Consider the following 18,634-nt stretch of genomic DNA (forward strand, 5'->3'; position numbering starts at 1 on the left):
GGAAAAAAGAATCGGAGGAGAGAGAAAAATTTCCCCGAGGGCCTGAGAGCTGGTCTCTCTCAGAGGGGAAATTTGGTAGGCGCGATTGGACTCGAACCAACGACCCCCACCATGTCAAGGTGGTGCTCTAACCAGCTGAGCTACGCGCCTGAGGTTGCATTCGAGAGGCCGAAGTATAGCAGGCTATTCGGGCACTTTTCAGCGGCGTCGCGCAGAACGCACGCCGGACACCGTGGCCACCACGGCGAGCACCTGCTTGAGCCGCGTGACATCGGCGATCTCCACGGTGAATGTCATCCACGCCGTGCCCTTGACCGACTGCGTCTGCACGCCGATCACGTTCATCTTCTCGCGTGCCAGCACATCCGAGATGTCGCGCAGCAGGCCCTGCCGGTCGGCGGCCTCGACCGCGACATCGACCGCGTAGACCGAGGCGGCATCGCCGCCCTTCTGCGCGCCCCACTCGACCTCGATCACGCGCTCGCCGTTCTGCGCCGCCATCGTGCGGAAGTTGCTGCAGTCCGAACGGTGCACGCTGACACCGTGGCCCTTGGTCACGAAGCCGCGGATGGCGTCGGGCGGAGCCGGCTTGCAGCACTTGGCCAGCTGCGTCATCAGCGACGAGACACCGACCACCAGCACGCCGCCGCGGCCCGACTGCTCGCTGCCGCGCGCCTTCTTGATGATGACGCCGTCGTCCGGTCCGGGCGCCGGCTCGGGCGGCCGCAGCAGCATCTCGATGTTGCGCAGCGAGAACTCGTCCTTGCCCACCACCTCGAACAGGTTGTCGGCCGACTTGAAGCCCAGCTGCGACGCCAGGTCGTCAAGCTTCAGCGCGGTCTTGCCTTCGCGCTGCAGCAGCTTCTCGACCGCCTCGCGGCCGCGCGCGACCGTCTCGTGGGTGATCTGCGCGTTGAACCAGGCCCGCACCTTGGCGCGGGCCCGATGGCTTGCCAGATAGCCGAGCTCGCCATTGAGCCAGTCGCGCGACGGCCCGCCTTCCTTGGCCGCAATGATCTCGACCGTCTGGCCGTTCTGCAGCGGCGTGTTGAGCGGCACCATCACGCCGTCGACCCGCGCGCCGCGGCAGCGGTGGCCGAGGCTGGTGTGCACCGTGTAGGCGAAGTCGACCGCGGTCGCGCCCTGCGGCAGCTCGACGATCGCGGCGTCGGGCGTGAGCACGTAGATGCGGTCGTCGAACAGGCCCTGTCCGCGCTGACCGCCCGAGAGATCGCGCTCCCAGGCCAGCAGTTGCCGCAGCACCGCGATCTTGGCGTCGTATTCGCCGCTGGCCCAGACACCCGCGTAACCCTTGTGGCCGGCCTCCTTGTAGGCCCAGTGTGCGGCCACGCCGTGCTCAGCATGGTCGTGCATCTCCTCGGTGCGGATCTGGATCTCGATCGGCTTGCCGACATGGCCGTCGACCACGTCGCGCACCACCGTGTGCAGCGACTGGTAGCCGTTGGGCTTCGGCCGCGCGATGTAGTCGTCGAACTCCTCGTCAATCGGCTGGAAGTGCGAGTGCACCCAGGCCAGCGCCGCATAGCAGTCCTTGACGTCGGCCACCACGACKCGCAGCGCCATGATGTCGAAGACCTGCGCAAAGTCGAGCGACTTGCCGCGCATCTTCTTGACGATGCTGTAGATGTTCTTCGGCCGGCCCTGCACCTTGGCCTGAATGCCTTCGGCGGCCAGCTCGCGTTCGAGCCGGGCACGCAACTGCTCGACATAGCCTTCGCGCTCGATGCGTTTCTCGTCGAGCAGGCGTGCGATCAGCTTGTAGGTCTCGGGCTCGAGGAAGCGGAACGACAGGTCCTCGATCTCCCACTTGACCTGCCAGATGCCCAGCCGGTTGGCCAGCGGCGCGAACACCTGCAGCGATTCGCGCGCCACGTTCTCGGGCAGCGGCTGCTTGCTGGCCGCTGCGTGGCGCAGGGTCTGCAGCCGCGAAGCGAGCCGCAGCATCACCACGCGCAGGTCGCGCGAGAAGGCCAGCAGCATCTTGCGAACGTTCTCGGTCTGCTGAGTGCTGGCACCGTCGGCCAGCTGCGCATTGGCGGTGGCCGAACGGGCCTGCTTCTGCACGTGCACGAGCTTGGTGGTCTCGACCGCTAGCGCCGCGAAGTTGTCGCCGAACACCTTGGCGATGACCTCCTGCGGCCGGTTCAGGTGCTGGCACGAATAGACCAGGTAGCTGGCCGCCTGCATGGCTTCGGAGCCGCCCATGGCACGCACGATGGCGGCCACCGCATCGGCGTGCGCCAGCGTGTTCTCTCCGGTGTCCAGCGTCTCGTCTGCGATCAGCGGCTCGGCGAAGGCGCGCGCGCGCGCCAGCATGTTGGCCATCACCGGTGTCCGCTCGGCGGTTGCCGCCGACAGCGGATAGTCGACCACCAGCGACTCGGACGGCGCCGGCACGTGCAGATTGGACTGTTCGCGCTTCATGGATCGCTGCGCCCAAACAGAGACTGCCACCACGCGGGTCCGAAAGCTTCACGAAGCACGTGAGAGAGGGCGGGCTCGGTCATGGAACAGGCGGGATCTCGATGAAGATAATGGGCTCGTTGCATCCTAATTCATTCGGAGATCGTCATCATGCTCAAAGGCAAAACCGCGCTTGTCACGGGGTCCACCAGTGGCATCGGGCTCGGCATCGCAAAAGCCCTGGCCGCCCAGGGGGCCAACATCGTTCTCAACGGCTTCGGCGACTCGGAAGGTCCGAAGGCCGAGATCGCCGCGCTCGGCGTGAAGGTCGAGCACCACGGTGCCGACATGAGCCGCGCGGCCGACATCGAGGAAATGATGAAGTTCGCCGCCGGCCGCTTCGGCCGCGTCGACGTGCTGGTCAACAACGCCGGAATCCAGCATGTCGCGAAGGTCGAGGACTTCCCGGTGGAGCGCTGGGACGCGGTGATCGCGATCAACCTCACGAGCGCCTTCCACACCACCCGGCTCGCGGTGCCGGCCATGCGCGAAGCCAACTGGGGCCGCATCATCAACATCGCCTCGGCGCATGGCCTTGTGGCCTCGGCGCAAAAGTCGGCCTACGTGGCGGCCAAGCACGGGATCGTCGGCTTCACCAAGTCGGTGGCGCTCGAGACCGCCACCACCGGCATCACCAGCAATGCGATCTGTCCGGGCTGGGTGCTGACCGCACTGGTGCAGAAGCAGATCGACGACCGCTCGGCCCGCGAAGGCATCTCGCTGGCGCAGGCGCAGAACGACCTGCTGGGCGAAAAGCAGCCCTCGCTGCAATTCACCACGGTGGAACAACTCGCCGGGCTGGCGGTGTTCCTGTGCTCGCCGGCCGCCGACCAGGTGCGCGGCGTGGCCTGGCAGGTGGACGGCGGCTGGACCGCTCAGTAGACACCGACCCGCCTTGCCGCCGGCTGACTACTTGAGCTGCACCGAGCCCGAGACGTTGACTATCACGTTGGCCTTGCCGGCCTCGATCGGCACCGGCGCGTCGGAGGCCGATTTCGCCATCGCCTCCATGGCCATCATGCGCGGCTGCAYCGGGCCGCCCAGGTGGGCGTTGACGGAAACTTCACGCAGCGTGTAGCCGGCGAAGCCGAATCCCTTGGCGAGTTCGTCGGCGCGYTGCTTGAAGTTCTCGATCGCCACGGCCTGCGCCTCGGTCTCGGTCTTGGCCTGCTGCTCCCGGCTCAGGCCGAAGCCGATGTTGGCGATCATCAGCGTGCCGATGCGGCCTGCGGTCTGCGTGATGCGCGGGAAGTCGCGACCTTCGAGAACCAGCGACGCGGTGCCGCGCCAGCCGGTCATCTTGCCTTCGCGGCTGAAGCGCGGCGCCAGGTTGAAATTGCCGGTCCGGACATCGAGCTGGCCGGGCTGGGCGCTCTTGCGCGCTTCGGCCAGGGCGGCATCGAGCGCGATCCGCAGTTGGCTCTGCACGGTGGCCGCATCGGCCGCCTCCCGGGTGGTGCTGAGCGTCATCGTCAGCAGGTCCTGCTGGACCTCGACGGTCGAATTGGCCGACAGCTGAAGCACGTTCTGCGGGGGTGCGAGATTCACGGTCTGGGCCGCGGCAGTGCCCGCGCCCAGCAAGACGGCACAGGCCGCCATCCATTTGGCATTGTTCAAATCGGCAAATCCTCGGACGAAAGAGAAAGGGCCCGCGAGCCGGAGGCTCAGGGCCGCTGACTGCGCGGAGCGGTCAGTGCGCCCCGGGACGAGGCGTCCGGCATCATGCGCTCCGCCGACTGCGATTCTGCCGAATGCACGCCATCCTGCGCAGGCGCCCACTGCTGCCGCACCTGCTGTCGCAGTTGGGCGAGTTCGGCCGGCGTCAGACGCCGGCCGCCGGCCTCCCGGGCGTCGACGCGCGGAGCGGCGTTCGCCGACAGCATTCCGGTGGACCCGGCCCAGGCCGGCAAGCCTGAGACGGCAACCAGCAACGACAACATGAGAAAGGTGGATTTCATGGCGGCAAAAAGTGACGACAAGTTCACTGTGCCATCGCCTTGCAAGGCGATGGCGTCCCAGCCGATAGCGGCCGCAAGTTTTGTAACTTAGTGTCAACACCTAGCCCAAAGCCGGCCAATGAGCCATCAACGGCTTCAGAATTGGCGCTGTTACAAATTCGGCGTTGTGAAAATGAATCAAGCTCCCGCTCGCACAGACAAGATCGTGATCGTCGATGACGACGCACGCATTCGCGACTTGCTGCGCCGCTACCTGACCCAGGAAGGATTCGAGGTCATCGTGGCGGAAGATGGCAAGGCGCTCAACCGCATCCTGCTTCGCGATACCGTCGACCTGATCGTGCTCGACCTGATGATGCCGGGCGAGGACGGCCTCTCGGTGTGCCGCCGACTGCGCGCCGCCAACGACCGCACGCCGATCATCATGCTGACCGCTAAGGGAGAGGACGTCGACCGCATCGTCGGACTCGAGGTCGGCGCCGACGACTACCTCGGCAAGCCCTTCAACCCGCGCGAACTGCTGGCCCGCGTGCATGCGGTGCTGCGCCGTCGCCCGCCGCTGGAGGCGCCGGGTGCGCCTTCGACCGACAACGAGACCGTCAACTTCGGGCCCTTCAGCTTCGACCTCGGCTCGCGCACGCTCAAGAAGGACGGCGAAGAACTCTCGCTGACCACCGGTGAGTTCGCCATGCTGAAGGCGCTGGTGCGCCACCCGAGACAGCCGCTGTCGCGCGAGAAGCTGGCGCAGTTGGCCCGCGGCCGCGAATTCGAACCCTTCGACCGCAGCCTGGACGTGCAGATCTCGCGTCTGCGCAAACTGGTCGAATCCGACGCTGCAGCGCCGCGCTACATCCAGACGGTCTGGGGCGTCGGCTACGTGTTCGTGCCGGACGGCACGACCTGAAGCTCGTGGCCGCAGGCATCGGCCCCCAGACCACCCAGCCCAGCCCGCTCGAGGACAGCACCCAGGGTACGCTGCCGAGCCCGCTCGGAAGCATCGGCTCGCGGCGCCGCAGGAAGCGGCTGCACCTGGGCCTCAGCCTCTTCTGGCGCACCTTCTTCCTGCTGGTGCTGCTGCTGATCGGCTGTACGGTGGCCTGGCTGCAGACCTTCCGCGCGCTCGAATACGAGCCACGCGCCATTCAGACGGCGCACCAGATCGCTTCGCTGGTGAACCTTACGCGGGCGGCGCTGGTTTATTCGGACGCCATCACCCGGGTCTCGCTGATCAAGACCCTGGCCGACCAGGAAGGCGTGCGGATCCTGCCGCGCGAGCCGGGCGACCGCTTCACCCCCTACACCAGCGGCGCGCTCGACCAGCGCGTGACCGAAGAACTGATCGCCCGGCTCGGCGAGGGCACCACCGTGGCGAGCCGGGTCAACGACGAGCCCGGCCTCTGGGTCGGCTTCACGATCGAGAGCGACACCTACTGGCTGCTGGTCGACCCGACCCGCTTCAGCCGCCTCGACCGCCGCACCTGGCTGATCTGGCTGGCGACCACGATGGCGCTGTCGCTGGCCGGCGCGGCGCTGATCACGCGGCTGATCAACCGGCCGCTGAAGCAGCTGTCGCAGGCCACGCTGCAGGTGCGCGAGGGCGAGTACGAGGCGCACCGGCTCGACGAGCGGGCCCGCACCAACGAGATCCGGGCGGTCAACGTGGGTTTCAACCGGATGGCCGACCAGCTCGCCAAGATCGAGCAGGACCGCGCCGTGATGCTGGCCGGCATCTCGCACGACCTGCGCACGCCGCTGGCGCGGCTGCGCTTGGAAACCGAGATGAGCGTGGCCGATGAGGACGCGCGCGACCACATGGCGGCCGACATCGCGCAGCTCGACGCCATCATCGACAAGTTCCTGGACTATGCGCGGMCCGACCATGTCGAGTTCAGGCCGGTGCTGCTGCGCGACGTGATCGACGCCTGCACCTACGCGGTCCAGGACCACGAGGACATCAAAATCACGGTCGACGTGCCCGGCGACCTGCGAGTGATGGCCGACGAGGTCGAGCTGCAGCGGGTGATCTCCAACCTGGTCGAGAACGCGCGCCGCTACGGCAAGACGCCCTCCACTGGCGTGGCCGACATCACGATCCAGGCCCAGGCGCACAACGATGCGGTGCTGATCAAGGTGCGCGACCATGGCGCCGGCGTGGCGTCGGCGATGCTGTCGCAGCTGAGCAAGCCCTTCTTCCGCGGCGACGTCGCGCGCACCTCGGCGGCCGGCGCCGGCCTCGGGCTGTCGATCGTGACCAAGAACATCGAGCGCATGGGCGGCACCTTCGCGCTCACCAGCACGCCGGGGCGCGGCCTGGCCGCCCACATCCGGATGCCGCGCGCGGCTTCGATCAAGCCCGACGCCGCGGCGGCCAAGGACAAGCCTGGGCCCGCAGCCGGGGCGGCCGGGACGAACGGAAAGACCTAGCGGTGCAGCAGGACGACGGCGCGCGCTTCCATCGCCCTGCCCTCGCCCACCGGGCCGAGCTTCTCAGCCGTCTTGGCCTTGACATTGACCTGCTCGACCGCGATGGCCAGCGCCGCAGCGATGCCCTGGCACATCGCCGGGATGTGCGGCGCGAGCTTTGGTGCCTGGGCGATCACGGTGCTGTCGACATTGCCGATCTGCCAGCCGGCGGCGCGCACGCGACGCGCCGCCTCGGCCAGCAGCAGCGACGAATCGGCGCCGCGGAACTGCGCATTGGTGTCGGGGAAATGACGGCCGATATCACCCAGGGCGGCGGCGCCCAGCAAGGCATCGGTGATGGCATGCAGCAGCACGTCGGCGTCCGAGTGCCCCAGCAGGCCGGTGCCGTACGGGATCTCGACGCCGCCAAGGATCAGCTTGCGGCCGGCGACCAGCTGATGGACGTCCCAGCCTTCGCCGATGCGGATATCGAATCCGCTCATGGCGCGCTCCTGCGGCTGCGCAGCACCGCCTCGGCCAGCGCGAAATCCTCAGCGTAGGTGAGCTTGAAATTCTGCGCGCTGCCCGGCACCAGCAGCGGCGCCAGGCCGATCGCCTCGATCGCGCTGGCCTCGTCGGTTACGGCGTCGCCGCTGCGCTCCAGGGCATCGAGCAGCATGCCGATGCGGAACATCTGGGGCGTCTGGGCCAGCCACTTGTCGGCGCGGGTCGGCGTGCTCGCGACCCGGCCTTCGGGGCTGGCCACCTTGAGCGTGTCCGCCAGTCGGTGCGCCAGCAGACCGCCGACCGCGTCGTGCTCGCAGGCGGCGACCAGGGCCTCGATCTGGGTCGGCGTGACCAGGCAGCGCGCCGCATCGTGCACCAGCACCCAGTCGTGCGGACCGGCGCCGGCCTGGCGCAGCGCGCGCAGCCCGTTGCGGACGGTCGCGGCGCGGCTGGCGCCGCCGACTCGCAGCAGGTGCTCGCCTTGGCCCGGAAAGCGCGGCAGCACGATGCCCACATCGGCGTCGTCGGGCGCCACCACCAGCGCCAGGCCGGCGAAGGTGCCGGCCAGCGCCCGAAAGGCCGCCAGCGTGTGCTCGACCATCGGCCGGCCGGCGATGCGACGGTATTGCTTGGGGCCGGCGCTGCCGGCACGGCTGCCGGACCCCGCGCAGGGGATCAGGACGTAAAGACGGGAAACGGACATGGAGGAGCGACGGAAGCCAGCGGCGAAAGGTGAGCCATTCTAGAATCGGCCTACCGCACACCCCTCGCCAACCGGCGCGGGGTGTTCTGCATTTCCCGGGCATCTCATGGACCTCCCCCAACTCACGGCGGGCAAGCGCTTCACGCTGCCGCGACCGCCGCTGTCGGCCGACGCGCTGATGCTGGCGCAACTGGCCGCGCGCGAGAAGGCGGCCGGYCGCGCGACCGCCATCTTCACGGCCGATGCCAACGACGCGCAGCGGCTGATCGACGAAATTGCGTTCTTCGCGCCGGAACTGCGCTGCGCGCTGTTTCCCGACTGGGAAACGCTGCCCTACGACAGCTTCTCGCCGCACCAGGACCTGATCAGCGAGCGGCTCGCGACGCTCTGGCGGATCAGCCAGAAGGAAGCCGACGTGGTGCTGGTCCCCGCCACCACCGCCCTCTACCGACTGGCGCCACCGGCCTTCCTGGCCGGCTACACCTTCCAGTTCAAGAGCGGCCAGAAGCTGCAGGACTCCAAGCTCAAGGCCCAGCTCACGCTGGCCGGCTACACCCACGTGACGCAGGTCGTGAGCCCGGGCGAGTACGCGGTGCGCGGCGGCCTGATCGACCTGTTCCCGATGGGCTCGCCGGTGCCGTTCCGGGTCGACCTGTTCGACGACGAGATCGACTCGATCCGCACCTTCGACCCCGACACCCAGCGCAGCCTCTACCCGGTGCCTGAAGTGCGCCTACTGCCGGGCCGCGAGTTCCCGATGGACGACGACGCGCGGGCGCGCTTCCGCAGCCGCTGGCGCGAGCTGCTCGAAGGCGACCCGACGCGCAGCCGGATCTACAAGGACATGGGCAACGGCGTCGCCACCGCCGGCATCGAGTACTACCTGCCGCTGTTCTTCGAAGAGACCGCGACCGTCTTCGACTACCTCGGGCCCGATGCCACGGTGGTGCTGCACGGCGACCTGGAGCCGGCCTTCCAGCACTTCTGGCAGGACACCGGCGAGCGCTTCCGGCTGGTGCAGGGCGACCCCGAACGGCCGGCGCTGCCGCCCGAGGCGCTGTTCCTGAATGCCGAGCAGTTCTACCAGCGGGCCAAGCCGCACGCGCAGCTCGCGATCCGCGGCGAGGCCGCCACCGATGCGCCGCCCTACGCCGAGTTCGACACCCTGCCGCCCTTCGCCGTGGTGCGCGGCGCCGACGACCCGCTGGTCAAGCTCAAGGAACACATCCGCAGCACGCCGCACCGCGTGCTCGTGATCGCCGAGAGCAATGGCCGGCGCGAGAGCCTGCTCGACTTCCTGCGCGCCAGCGGCGTCGGACCGCCGGCCTTCGACTCGCTGGCCGAATTCGAGGCGCAGCCCGACGAGAGGATCGGCATCGCCACCGCGGCCCTCGTGGCCGGCTTCGCCTGGCGCGAGCAGGGCATCGACTTCGTCACCGAGACCGAGCTCTTCGCGACCGCGCCCGCCACGCGCCGGCGCAACAATAAGCAGGAGCAGGTCAGCGACGTCGAGGCCCTGATCAAGGACCTGAGCGAACTGGCGATCGGCGATCCGGTGGTGCATTCGGCGCACGGCATCGGCCGCTATCGCGGGCTCGTCAACATGGACCTCGGCCAGGGCAAGGACGTCGAGGGCAAGCCGCTGCTGCAGGAGATGCTGCACCTGGAATACGCCGACAAGGCCACGCTCTACGTGCCGGTGTCGCAGCTGCACCTGGTGAGCCGCTACACCGGCGTCAGCGCCGACGAGGCGCCGCTGCACAAGCTCGGTTCGGGCCAGTGGGAGAAGGCGAAGCGGCGGGCCGCCGAGCAGGTGCGCGACTCAGCCGCCGAACTGCTCAACATCTATGCCCGCCGCGCGGCGCGCGAAGGCCATGCCTTCCGCTTCTCGGCCGCCGACTACGAGGTCTTCGCCAACGACTTCGGCTTCGACGAGACCGCCGACCAGAAAGGCGCGATCCACGCGGTGATCCAGGACATGATCTCGCCGCAGCCGATGGACCGGCTGGTCTGCGGCGACGTCGGCTTCGGCAAGACCGAGGTCGCGCTGCGCGCCGCCTTCGTCGCCGTGACCGGCGGCAAGCAGGTGGCCTTCCTGGCGCCGACCACGCTGCTGGCCGAGCAGCACTACCAGACGCTGGTCGACCGCTTCGCCAAGTGGCCGGTGAAGGTCGCCGAGATGAGCCGCTTCCGCTCCGCCAAGGAGATCACCGCCGCCGCCAAGGGGTTGGCGGACGGCGGCGTGGACATCGTGGTGGGCACGCACAAGCTGCTCTCGCAGTCGGTCAAGTTCAAGCACCTGGGCCTCCTGATCATCGACGAGGAGCACCGCTTCGGCGTCCGCCACAAGGAGGCGATGAAGGCGATGCGCGCCGAGGTCGACGTGCTGACGCTGACGGCGACGCCGATCCCGCGCACGTTGGGCATGGCGCTCGAGGGCCTGCGCGACCTCAGCGTGATCGCCACCGCGCCGCAGCGGCGGCTGGCGATCAAGACCTTCGTGCGCAATGAGGGCACCGGCGTCATTCGCGAAGCCGTGCTGCGCGAGCTCAAGCGTGGCGGCCAGGTCTACTTCCTGCACAACGAGGTCGAGACGATCGAGAACCKGCGCCAGAAGCTCGAGCAGATCCTGCCCGAGGCTCGCATCGCCGTGGCCCACGGACAGATGCCGGAGCGCGAACTCGAGCGCGTGATGCGCGACTTCGTGGCCCAGCGCTACAACCTGCTGCTGTGCTCGACCATCATCGAGACCGGCATCGACGTGCCGAGCGCCAACACCATCGTAATGAGCCGCGCCGACAAGTTCGGCCTGGCGCAGTTGCACCAGCTGCGCGGGCGGGTCGGCCGCAGCCATCACCAGGCCTATGCCTACCTAATGGTGCCGGACATCGATGGCCTGACCAAGCAGGCGGCGCAGCGGCTCGATGCCATCCAGCAGATGGAAGAACTGGGCTCCGGCTTCTACCTCGCGATGCACGACCTGGAAATCCGCGGTGCCGGCGAAGTGCTGGGCGAGAACCAGAGCGGCAACATGATGGAGATCGGCTTCCAGCTCTACAACGAGATGCTGGCCGAGGCGGTGCGCTCGCTGAAGGCCGGCCAGGAGCCGGACCTGCTGGCGCCGCTCAGCGTGACGACCGAGATCAACCTGCATGCGCCGGCACTGCTGCCCGAAGACTACTGCGGCGACGTCCACCTACGGCTGTCCTTCTACAAGAAGCTGGCGACCGCCAAGACGCCGGACCAGATCGACACGCTGCTAGAAGAGATCGTCGACCGCTTCGGCAAGCTGCCGCCGCAGGGGCAGACGCTGATCGACGTCCATCGCCTGCGGGTGCTGGCGCGGCCTTACGGCGTGATCAAGGTCGACGCCGCGCCAGGGGTGATCCACATCACTTTCAAGAAAGACCCGCCGATCGACTCGATGAACATCATCCACCTGATCCAGAAGAACAAGCACATCAAGCTCGCCGGCAACGAGAAGCTGCGCATCGAGCGCGAGCTGAAGGAGCCGAAGGAGCGCGCCCAGATGGTGCGCGATGTGCTGCGCTCGCTGGGGCAGCCGAAGCAGCACGAGGCAGCGGCCGCGTGACCTCGGAAAACGGATCGCACTGAACTCAGCTGACGAGGCCGTCGATGCAATTCCTGGAACTCGCCCTCCTCGTGCTCGCGCTGGTCGCGGCGCTGTCGCTGCGGCCATGGCGGATGCTGGCCGCCGGACGGCTGCTGGGGCCCGGGTTGGCGACACTGGTGCTGCTGCCCTGGCTGTGGGCGCTGCCGGCACTGCTGCACCCGATGCCGCTGTCGCTGCGCTGGTCGGGCGCCTGCCTGGTGCTGCTGATGTTGGGCTGGCCGCTTGCGGTGCCGGTGCTGCTCGCGGTCGCGCTGCTCGCCGGGCTGGTCGGCCAACTCGCGCCGGCCGAGATGCTCTCGCTGGCCTTCTGGCAGGGCATGTTGCCCGCGACCCTGGCGCTGGCGGTGGGCGGGGCGGTGCGCAGCTGGCTGCCGCGCAATCCCTTCGTCTACATCCTCGTGCGGGCCTTCATCGGCACCGTGCTGTGCGCCTTCGCGGCCGCCTGGTTGTCGCAGTTAGCCCCTTCGGCCCCGCGGGCGGCGCCGACCATCGATACCATGGCATCCAACGTCGCGTTGTGGCTCATGGCCTGGAGCGACGGCATCGTCACCGGCATGCTGGCGGCGGTGTTCGTCGCCTACCGCCCTGAATGGCTCGCCACCTGGTCCGACCGACACTATCTCTCCCGAACATGAATCCCGCTTCCGCCCCTGCCCTGCCGCCCGGCCTCACAATTCAGCGCTTCACGCCGCCGCTCGCGCTCACCGACTTCAAGCTGATCGCGTTCGACATGGACTCGACCCTGATCAACATCGAGTGCATCGACGAGATCGCCGATGCGGTCGGAAAGAGAGCCGAGGTCGCGGCCATCACCGAAGCAACGATGCGCGGCGAGATCAAGGACTTCAAGGAAAGCCTGCGTCGCCGCGTGGCCCTGCTCAAGGGCGTTCCGGTCGACTCTCTGCAGCAGGTCTACGAGCAGCGCCTGCAGCTCAATCCGGGCGCCGAGCAGCTGGTGGCGGCCTGCAAGGCGGCCGGGCTCAAGGTGCTGCTGGTGTCGGGCGGCTTCACTTTCTTCGCCAACCGCGTGAAGGATCGCCTGGGCATCGACTTCGCGCGCTCGAACCTGCTCGACGAGGCCGACGGCAAGCTCACGGGCCGCGTCGTGCAGCAGTCCTGGGGCGACATCTGCGACGGCGCCGAAAAGCGCCGCACCCTGCTCGAGGTGGCCTCGCTGCTCGGCATCTCCACGGCCGAGACGATCGCCGTCGGCGACGGCGCCAACGACCTGCCGATGATGGCCGAGGCCGGCCTCTCGGTGGCCTACCACGCGAAGCCGAAGGTGCGCGAGCAGGCGATGGTGGCGATCAACGAGGGCGGCCTCGACCGCCTGCTCGAAGTGCTTCGGTAGCCGACATGGCCGACGACAAGTCTCCTCTGCCCGCCTCCGCGACGCTGCATGCCGATCGCCGCGGCGGCGTCGAACATGGCGCGATCCACAAGCCGATCCCCACCTCGGTGCAGTACGGCTACGAGCGCACCGAAGACCTGATCGGCGTCTTCCAGGGCACGCGCAAGAACAGCTTCAGCTATGCGCGGCAAGGCACGCCGACCACGGCGGCGCTCGAGGCCAAGATCAGCCAGCTCGAACAGGGCTTCGGTAGCATCTGCTTCGCCAGCGGCATGGCCGCCTTGAGCGCCCTCTTCCTGACGCTGCTGCGTGCCGGCGACCACCTGGTGGCCAGCCGTTTCGTCTTCGGCAACACCAACAGCCTGTTCGGCACGTTGGGCGAGCTCGGCGTGGCGGTCAGCAAAGTCGATGCCGAGTCGGTCGAGAAGGTTCGCGCGGCACTGCGGCCCGAGACCCGCATGGTGTTCGTCGAGACGATCGCGAACCCCGGCACGCAGATCCCCGACCTGGAAGCCATCGGCGCGCTGTGCCGCGAGCGCGGACTGCTCTATGTGGTCGATAACACGATCACCTCGCCCGCCCTGTTCCGGCCGAAGAGCGTCGGCGCCGGACTGGTCGTGAACTCGCTGACGAAGACCATCGCGGGACACGGCGCTGCGCTGGGCGGCGCCGTCACCGACACCGGCGAATTCGATTGGCAGGGCTACCCCGACATCGCGGAAAGCTATCGCGGCCTCGATCCACGCCAGTGGGGGCTGCAGCAGATCCGCAAGAAGGGTCTGCGCGACATGGGAGGCACGCTGGCGCCCGAGCAGGCCCACCGCATCAGCCTGGGCGCCGAGACGCTGGCGCTGCGCGTGGCGCAGACCAGCGCCACGGCCCTGGCGCTGGCGCGTTTTCTCGAATCCCATCCGGCGGTCGCCAACGTGCACTACCCGATGCTCGAAAGCCATCCGCAGCACGCGCTGGCGATCAAGCACTTCGAGGCCGGCTCCTGGCTGCTGGCCTTCGAGCTGCGCGACAGCGCGCGCATGCCGGCGGTGCTCGACCGGATGCAGCTCGCGATCAAGGCCACCGGCCTGGGCGACAACCGCACGCTGGTGATCCCGGTCGCGCCGACGATCTACTGGGAAGCCGGCCCCGCGGTGCGCGCCGAGATGGGCATCGCCGACGGGCTGGTCCGGGTCTCGGTCGGGCTGGAGTCGGCGGACGAGCTCGTTGCGGACTTCGAGCAAGCCATCGCCTGAGCTCCGGAGCCTTCGCCTCAGAGCCCGATCAAGCCGCCGTCGTCCTTCGTGATCACCACCGTGGCCGAGCGCGGTCGCGCCGTCCCACCTTCGGGCCAGTGACTGCCGAACAGGATCGGGGCGCTGATGTTGGCGATCGGCGTGGTCTCGCCCGGGTGCTGGATGTTGACGAACAGCGCGCGGCCGTCGCCGGATTCGGCGATGCCGGTGATCTCGCAATCCTTCGGACCGACCAGGAAGCGGCGCAGCCCCTCGGTGCCGGGCGCCTTGCCGACGAAGGTCGCCTGCGTGGCGCTGGTGGCACCGTCGACGTTGGTGATGGTCTTCGCGTCACCATCGCCGACCTGGCCCGGCAGCGCCGCCAGCATCATGCAGTTGGTCACGTCCGTGTACTTGCTGTCGTCGGTCTCGAGCCAAAGCAGACCGGCGGTCGCCGAACTGAACCACATGCCGTCGGGACTGGAGAAATCGTTGTCGGCGACCAGACCCGACAGATTGATGTCGGCCGCCGCCGTGGAGCGCGCGCCGAACAAGTAGACATCCCACTTGAAGGTCGTGGCAGCAGGGTTCCCGTTCGCATCGGCGAAGCGGACGACATGGCCGTTCGGATTGCCCTTCTGCGCCGTCTGGCTCGGGCCCTTGGGATCGTTGTAGGAACGCGGATTGGCGGCGTCGGTGCCGCCCACGGGTCGCGCCGTGTTGTTGGTGAGGGTCACGTACACCTCGCCGTTCTTCGGGTTGACGGCCGTCCACTCCGGCCGGTCCATCCGAGTCGCGCCGGCCGCGTCGGCCGCGAGACGGACGTTGACCAACACGTCCGCCGCATCGCTGAAGGCATAGGCAGCGTTGCCGGCCGTGATGCCATTGACGCCCAGCGCAAGTTCGAGCCAGTTGCCCGTGCCGTCGGCGTTGAACCGGGCCACGTAGAGCTTGCCGTCGTCCATGTACTTGTCGCCGGCCGCGATGCCGCCGTTGACGTCGGCCGCGTCCCACGCCCTGGTCGAGACGAACTTGTAGATGTACTCGTTCTGCGCGTCGTCGCCCATATACCAGACCAGCGGCTTGCCGACCACCACCGGACCGAGGCAGGCGCCCTCATGACCGAAGCGGCCCAGCGCGGTGCGCTTCTTCGGCGTGCTGGCCGGTGTGAAAGGGTCGATCTCGACCACCCAGCCGTAGGTGTTGGCGCCGTTGCGATAGTCGTCCACGGCACTGGCGGCGCCGCTGATGACCTCCGTGTTCCAGCGGCCATAGAGGTTGTCGCTGGTGTCGGGCGTGACGGTGGCCCACAGCTCGCGGCCGGTGCCGGCGACGCCGTAGCGTCCGAAGGCCGCGATCTCCTTCGCGCTGCGGCTCGGGTTGTCGTTCGCCGCGATGCGGCGGAAGTAGCCCGCCCAGTTCTCTTCGCAGGTGAGATAGGTGCCCCAGGGCGTGGTGCCGTTGGCGCAATTGTTGACCGTGCCGCGGGTCTTGCTGCCGTCGCTCGAGTACTTGGTCTTCAGGTAGTCGGTCTTCGCCGCCGGACCCGAGAACTGCATCTCGGTCAGCGTGTGGACACGGCGGTTGAAGGCCGAGTCCTGCTTGTAGGTCCAGGCGCTGCCGTTCCTGGCGACCTCGATCACGCTGACGCCGTGCAGAAAGAATTCGCGCTGCACCTCGGCGGCCACGCTGCGCACCGCGGCGTTGCCGCTGCCGACGGTGGTCTGGCCGGTGGGATGCAGGAACAGCGACGTGATGGCTTCGTGGTTCATCGCGAGCAGGCCGCGCGCCGCGGCGGCCGGGTCCCACTTGTTCGAGGCGTCGATGCCGAAGAAGGTCATGCCGTCGTGATGGTCGCCGGCACGCCGGTCGTAGCTGGCGGGCGCGTCGGTGCCGTCGTTCAGATAGGCCGGCACGCCGGCCGCAATCGGGTCACCGAGGCGGTACAGGACGCTGGCGGTATAGCCCGGGGGCACCGACACAACATCGGCCAGGCTCTTCGGCACGGCGCTGAAGCCGAGCTTGGCGGCGGCCGGCGCTGGGGCAGCCGCCGGCGCGGGTGCCGGGGCCGGAGCGGGTGCCGGGGCCGCGGTGGCAACAGGAAGGAAGCCATTGCTGCTGCCGCCGCCACAGGCCTGCAACAGCGCGACGCTGGCGCTGCCGACGCCGAGGCCGAACAGCTTGCGGCGGCTCAGGCGCGCCTCGACCAGGTCGCGGAAGGAAGGGTTCGATGTCTTGTTGTAGCCGATGTCGTCCGGGTCGATCTGTGGCGCTTCAGAGGGGATGTTCGCGGTCATTCGTGGTTCTTTCATGGATATGAAGATCGGGAGATCAACCCATGAAGGTAGGGGCGACGGATGACGCCGCGAAGAAAGCGACGTGTCGGATCGATGACGCCTCGGCGACTCCTGCGCAATCGGAACCGCCGGCGGTCGAGCGAAGACTAGAGCGCCGCGCCGAGCCGCGCGATGCCCTCGCGGATCTTCTCGACGTTGGCGGTCGCGAAGCTCAGCCGCAGCGTTGCGACGTCCGGCTTCTCGGCGAAGAAGGGCGCGCCGGGCACGAAGGCCACGAGCTTCTCGATGGCCCGCTTGGCGAGCACGTTGGCATCCGCGATCTTGCCGCCGGCACCGGTCAGGCGGGCCCAGAAGAACAGGCCGCCGCCCGGTTGCGTGAAGGTGACCGCGTCGCCCAGTTCACGCCRGAGCGCCTCGCCCATCGCCTGGGCCCGTTCCGCATAGACCTTGCGCACGTTGGCCAGCGTGGCGGGCATCCGGCCGCTCTTGAGGTATTGCGCCGCGGTGGCCTGGGCGAAGGTGCTGGTGTGAGCGTCGCTGAACTGCTTGCACATGGTCGCCTTGGCGAGCAGCCCGGCCGGGCCGATCATCCAGCCGATGCGCAGGCCGGGGCTGAGCACCTTGCTGAGGCTGCCGCAGTGCGCCACCAACTCGCGGCTGCCCGGAACTTCCCGGGTCAGCGCCATGATCGACGGCGGCGGCGGCTGGTTGAAATAGAGGTCGCCGTAGGGATCGTCCTCGACGATCAGCGTCTGGTGCTTCACCGCCATCTCGAGCACCTTGCGGCGGCGCTCCAGACTCAGCATCGCGCCGCTGGGATTGCCGAAAGTCGGGATCAAGTAGACGAACTTCGGCTTGTGCTCGGCGATCAGCTTCTCGAGTTCGTCGGTGCGCACGCCGTCGGCATCGATCGGCGCGCTGATCAGCTGCGCGCCGTACAGGCGGAAGCACTGGATCGTCGCCAGGAAGGTCGGGCCTTCGACGATAACCTTGTCGCCCGGGGAGATCAGCGTCTTGCCCAGCAGGTCGAGCGCCTGCTGGCTGCCGGTGGTCACGATCAGGCCGCTCGGGTCGACCTCGACGCCCTTAGTCTTCATGAAGGCCGAGAGCTGCGTGCGCAGCGGCTCGTAGCCCTCGGTGGCACCGTACTGCAGGGCGCCGCCGGGCTCTTCGGCGAGTGCCCTAGCGCTGGCCTCCTTCAGGCCCTCGACATCGAACATCGCGCTGTCGGGGAAGCCGCCCGCGAAGCTGATGATGCCGGGCGTGCCCAGCAGCTTGAAGAGTTCTCGGATGGCGGAGGTTTCGACGTTGTCCAGACGGGAAGCGAATTGCATGAGGGCCTTCTTCGGAGGTGTTGCAGACAGCGATTGTCGCAGCCTCCACGTCCCTCACCGCGGGCGGCCCGGCGCCGGCCCCTACACTCCCGCCACGATGAAGAAATCAGACATAGAGCCGTTCTTTGCCACGCTACAGGCGGCCAATCCGACGCCCGAGACGGAGCTCGAATACGACACGCCGTTCGAACTCCTCGCCGCCGTGCTGCTGTCCGCGCAGGCCACCGATGTCGGCGTCAACAAGGCGACTCGAAAGCTGTTCCCGGTCGCCAACACGCCACAGGCGATCCTGGACCTGGGCGTCGAGGGCCTTGAGAGTTACATCAAGACGATCGGACTCTATCGCAGCAAGGCGAAGCACCTGATCGAAGCCTGCCGCATGCTGGTCGAGTTGCACGGCGGCGAGGTGCCGCGCAAGCGGGCCGAACTCGAAGCCCTGCCCGGCGTCGGCCGCAAGACCGCCAACGTGGTGCTCAACGTCGCCTTCGGGGAGCCCACCATGGCCGTCGACACGCACATCTTCCGGGTCGGCAACCGCACCGGGCTGGCCCCCGGCAAGACGCCGCTCGAGGTCGAGCAGAAGCTCGAGAAGCGGGTGCCCGAGGCCTACCGCCTGCATGCCCACCACTGGCTGATCCTGCATGGCCGCTACGTCTGCGTGGCGCGCAAGCCGCTGTGCTGGCAATGCGCCGTGGCGGCCTGGTGCGACTACAAGCCGAAGACGCCGGTGCCCTGAA

Annotated in this window: 15 protein-coding genes and 1 tRNA gene; 8 read left to right on the forward strand and 8 right to left on the reverse strand. The window is 68.1% G+C overall.

Annotation, left to right across the window (positions count from 1 at the left end):
- Positions 1-73: 73 nt before the first annotated feature.
- A tRNA-Val gene (locus AC1DY5_RS05990) sits at positions 74-150 on the reverse strand.
- A 48-nt stretch (positions 151-198) separates the two neighbouring features.
- Positions 199-2,346 (reverse strand): RelA/SpoT family protein, encoded by a 2,148-nt coding sequence (locus AC1DY5_RS05995; protein WP_478109667.1) that lies wholly within the window; start codon positions 2,344-2,346, stop codon positions 199-201.
- Between the two features lie 249 nt (positions 2,347-2,595).
- On the opposite strand from AC1DY5_RS05995, the gene AC1DY5_RS06000 reads away from it, so the two are divergent.
- Complete coding sequence (locus AC1DY5_RS06000; protein ID WP_478109620.1) at positions 2,596-3,366, forward strand: 3-hydroxybutyrate dehydrogenase; 771 nt, start codon at positions 2,596-2,598, stop codon at positions 3,364-3,366.
- A 27-nt stretch (positions 3,367-3,393) separates the two neighbouring features.
- On the opposite strand, the gene AC1DY5_RS06005 is transcribed toward AC1DY5_RS06000, so the two are convergent.
- Complete coding sequence (locus tag AC1DY5_RS06005; RefSeq protein WP_478109669.1) at positions 3,394-4,083, reverse strand: SIMPL domain-containing protein; 690 nt, start codon at positions 4,081-4,083, stop codon at positions 3,394-3,396.
- A 65-nt stretch (positions 4,084-4,148) separates the two neighbouring features.
- On the reverse strand, positions 4,149-4,442 hold the full coding sequence (locus AC1DY5_RS06010) for a hypothetical protein (protein ID WP_478109622.1): 294 nt from the start codon (positions 4,440-4,442) through the stop codon (positions 4,149-4,151).
- A 172-nt stretch (positions 4,443-4,614) separates the two neighbouring features.
- Between AC1DY5_RS06010 and ompR the strand changes: the two genes are divergently transcribed.
- Both ompR and AC1DY5_RS06020 read left to right on the forward strand, forming a co-directional pair.
- Positions 4,615-5,346: an osmolarity response regulator transcription factor OmpR gene (gene ompR / locus AC1DY5_RS06015; RefSeq protein WP_028250078.1), complete on the forward strand. Its 732-nt coding sequence runs from the start codon at positions 4,615-4,617 to the stop codon at positions 5,344-5,346.
- A 71-nt stretch (positions 5,347-5,417) separates the two neighbouring features.
- The gene (locus AC1DY5_RS06020; protein ID WP_478109672.1) at positions 5,418-6,866 is read left to right on the forward strand and encodes an ATP-binding protein; all 1,449 of its coding nucleotides are present in this window, start codon (positions 5,418-5,420) and stop codon (positions 6,864-6,866) included.
- On the opposite strand, the gene ispF is transcribed toward AC1DY5_RS06020, so the two are convergent.
- Both ispF and ispD read right to left on the reverse strand, forming a co-directional pair.
- On the reverse strand, positions 6,863-7,348 hold the full coding sequence (gene ispF, locus AC1DY5_RS06025; RefSeq protein WP_478109623.1) for a 2-C-methyl-D-erythritol 2,4-cyclodiphosphate synthase: 486 nt from the start codon (positions 7,346-7,348) through the stop codon (positions 6,863-6,865). The genes AC1DY5_RS06020 and ispF overlap by 4 nt on opposite strands.
- Entirely contained in the window at positions 7,345-8,055 is a 711-nt protein-coding gene (gene ispD, locus AC1DY5_RS06030) for a 2-C-methyl-D-erythritol 4-phosphate cytidylyltransferase (protein ID WP_478109626.1), read from the reverse strand. Before ispD ends, ispF begins: the two co-directional genes overlap by 4 nt.
- A gap of 106 nt (positions 8,056-8,161) precedes the next feature.
- Here ispD and mfd point away from each other — a divergent pair, with 106 nt between their 5' ends.
- The 4 genes from mfd to AC1DY5_RS06050 are packed head-to-tail and all read left to right on the forward strand — an operon-like array spanning position 8,162 to position 14,287.
- Positions 8,162-11,647 (forward strand): transcription-repair coupling factor, encoded by a 3,486-nt coding sequence (gene mfd / locus AC1DY5_RS06035; protein ID WP_478109630.1) that lies wholly within the window; start codon positions 8,162-8,164, stop codon positions 11,645-11,647.
- A 44-nt stretch (positions 11,648-11,691) separates the two neighbouring features.
- Entirely contained in the window at positions 11,692-12,324 is a 633-nt protein-coding gene (locus AC1DY5_RS06040; RefSeq protein WP_478109632.1) for a hypothetical protein, read from the forward strand.
- Entirely contained in the window at positions 12,321-13,040 is a 720-nt protein-coding gene (gene serB / locus AC1DY5_RS06045; RefSeq protein ID WP_478109635.1) for a phosphoserine phosphatase SerB, read from the forward strand. Before AC1DY5_RS06040 ends, serB begins: the two co-directional genes overlap by 4 nt.
- Before the next feature lie 5 nt (positions 13,041-13,045).
- Positions 13,046-14,287: a cystathionine gamma-synthase family protein gene (locus tag AC1DY5_RS06050; RefSeq protein WP_478109638.1), complete on the forward strand. Its 1,242-nt coding sequence runs from the start codon at positions 13,046-13,048 to the stop codon at positions 14,285-14,287.
- 17 nt (positions 14,288-14,304) lie between these two features.
- Here AC1DY5_RS06050 and AC1DY5_RS06055 read toward each other — a convergent pair whose 3' ends face one another.
- The gene (locus AC1DY5_RS06055; RefSeq protein WP_478109640.1) at positions 14,305-16,563 is read right to left on the reverse strand and encodes a PhoX family protein; all 2,259 of its coding nucleotides are present in this window, start codon (positions 16,561-16,563) and stop codon (positions 14,305-14,307) included.
- 146 nt (positions 16,564-16,709) lie between these two features.
- Entirely contained in the window at positions 16,710-17,897 is a 1,188-nt protein-coding gene (locus AC1DY5_RS06060; protein ID WP_478109644.1) for an aminotransferase-like domain-containing protein, read from the reverse strand.
- 97 nt (positions 17,898-17,994) lie between these two features.
- Here AC1DY5_RS06060 and nth point away from each other — a divergent pair, with 97 nt between their 5' ends.
- The gene (nth, locus tag AC1DY5_RS06065) at positions 17,995-18,633 is read left to right on the forward strand and encodes an endonuclease III (protein WP_478109647.1); all 639 of its coding nucleotides are present in this window, start codon (positions 17,995-17,997) and stop codon (positions 18,631-18,633) included.
- Position 18,634 lies beyond the last annotated feature (1 nt).

It is taken from the genome of Variovorax sp. P4_D9, assembly GCF_056401695.1.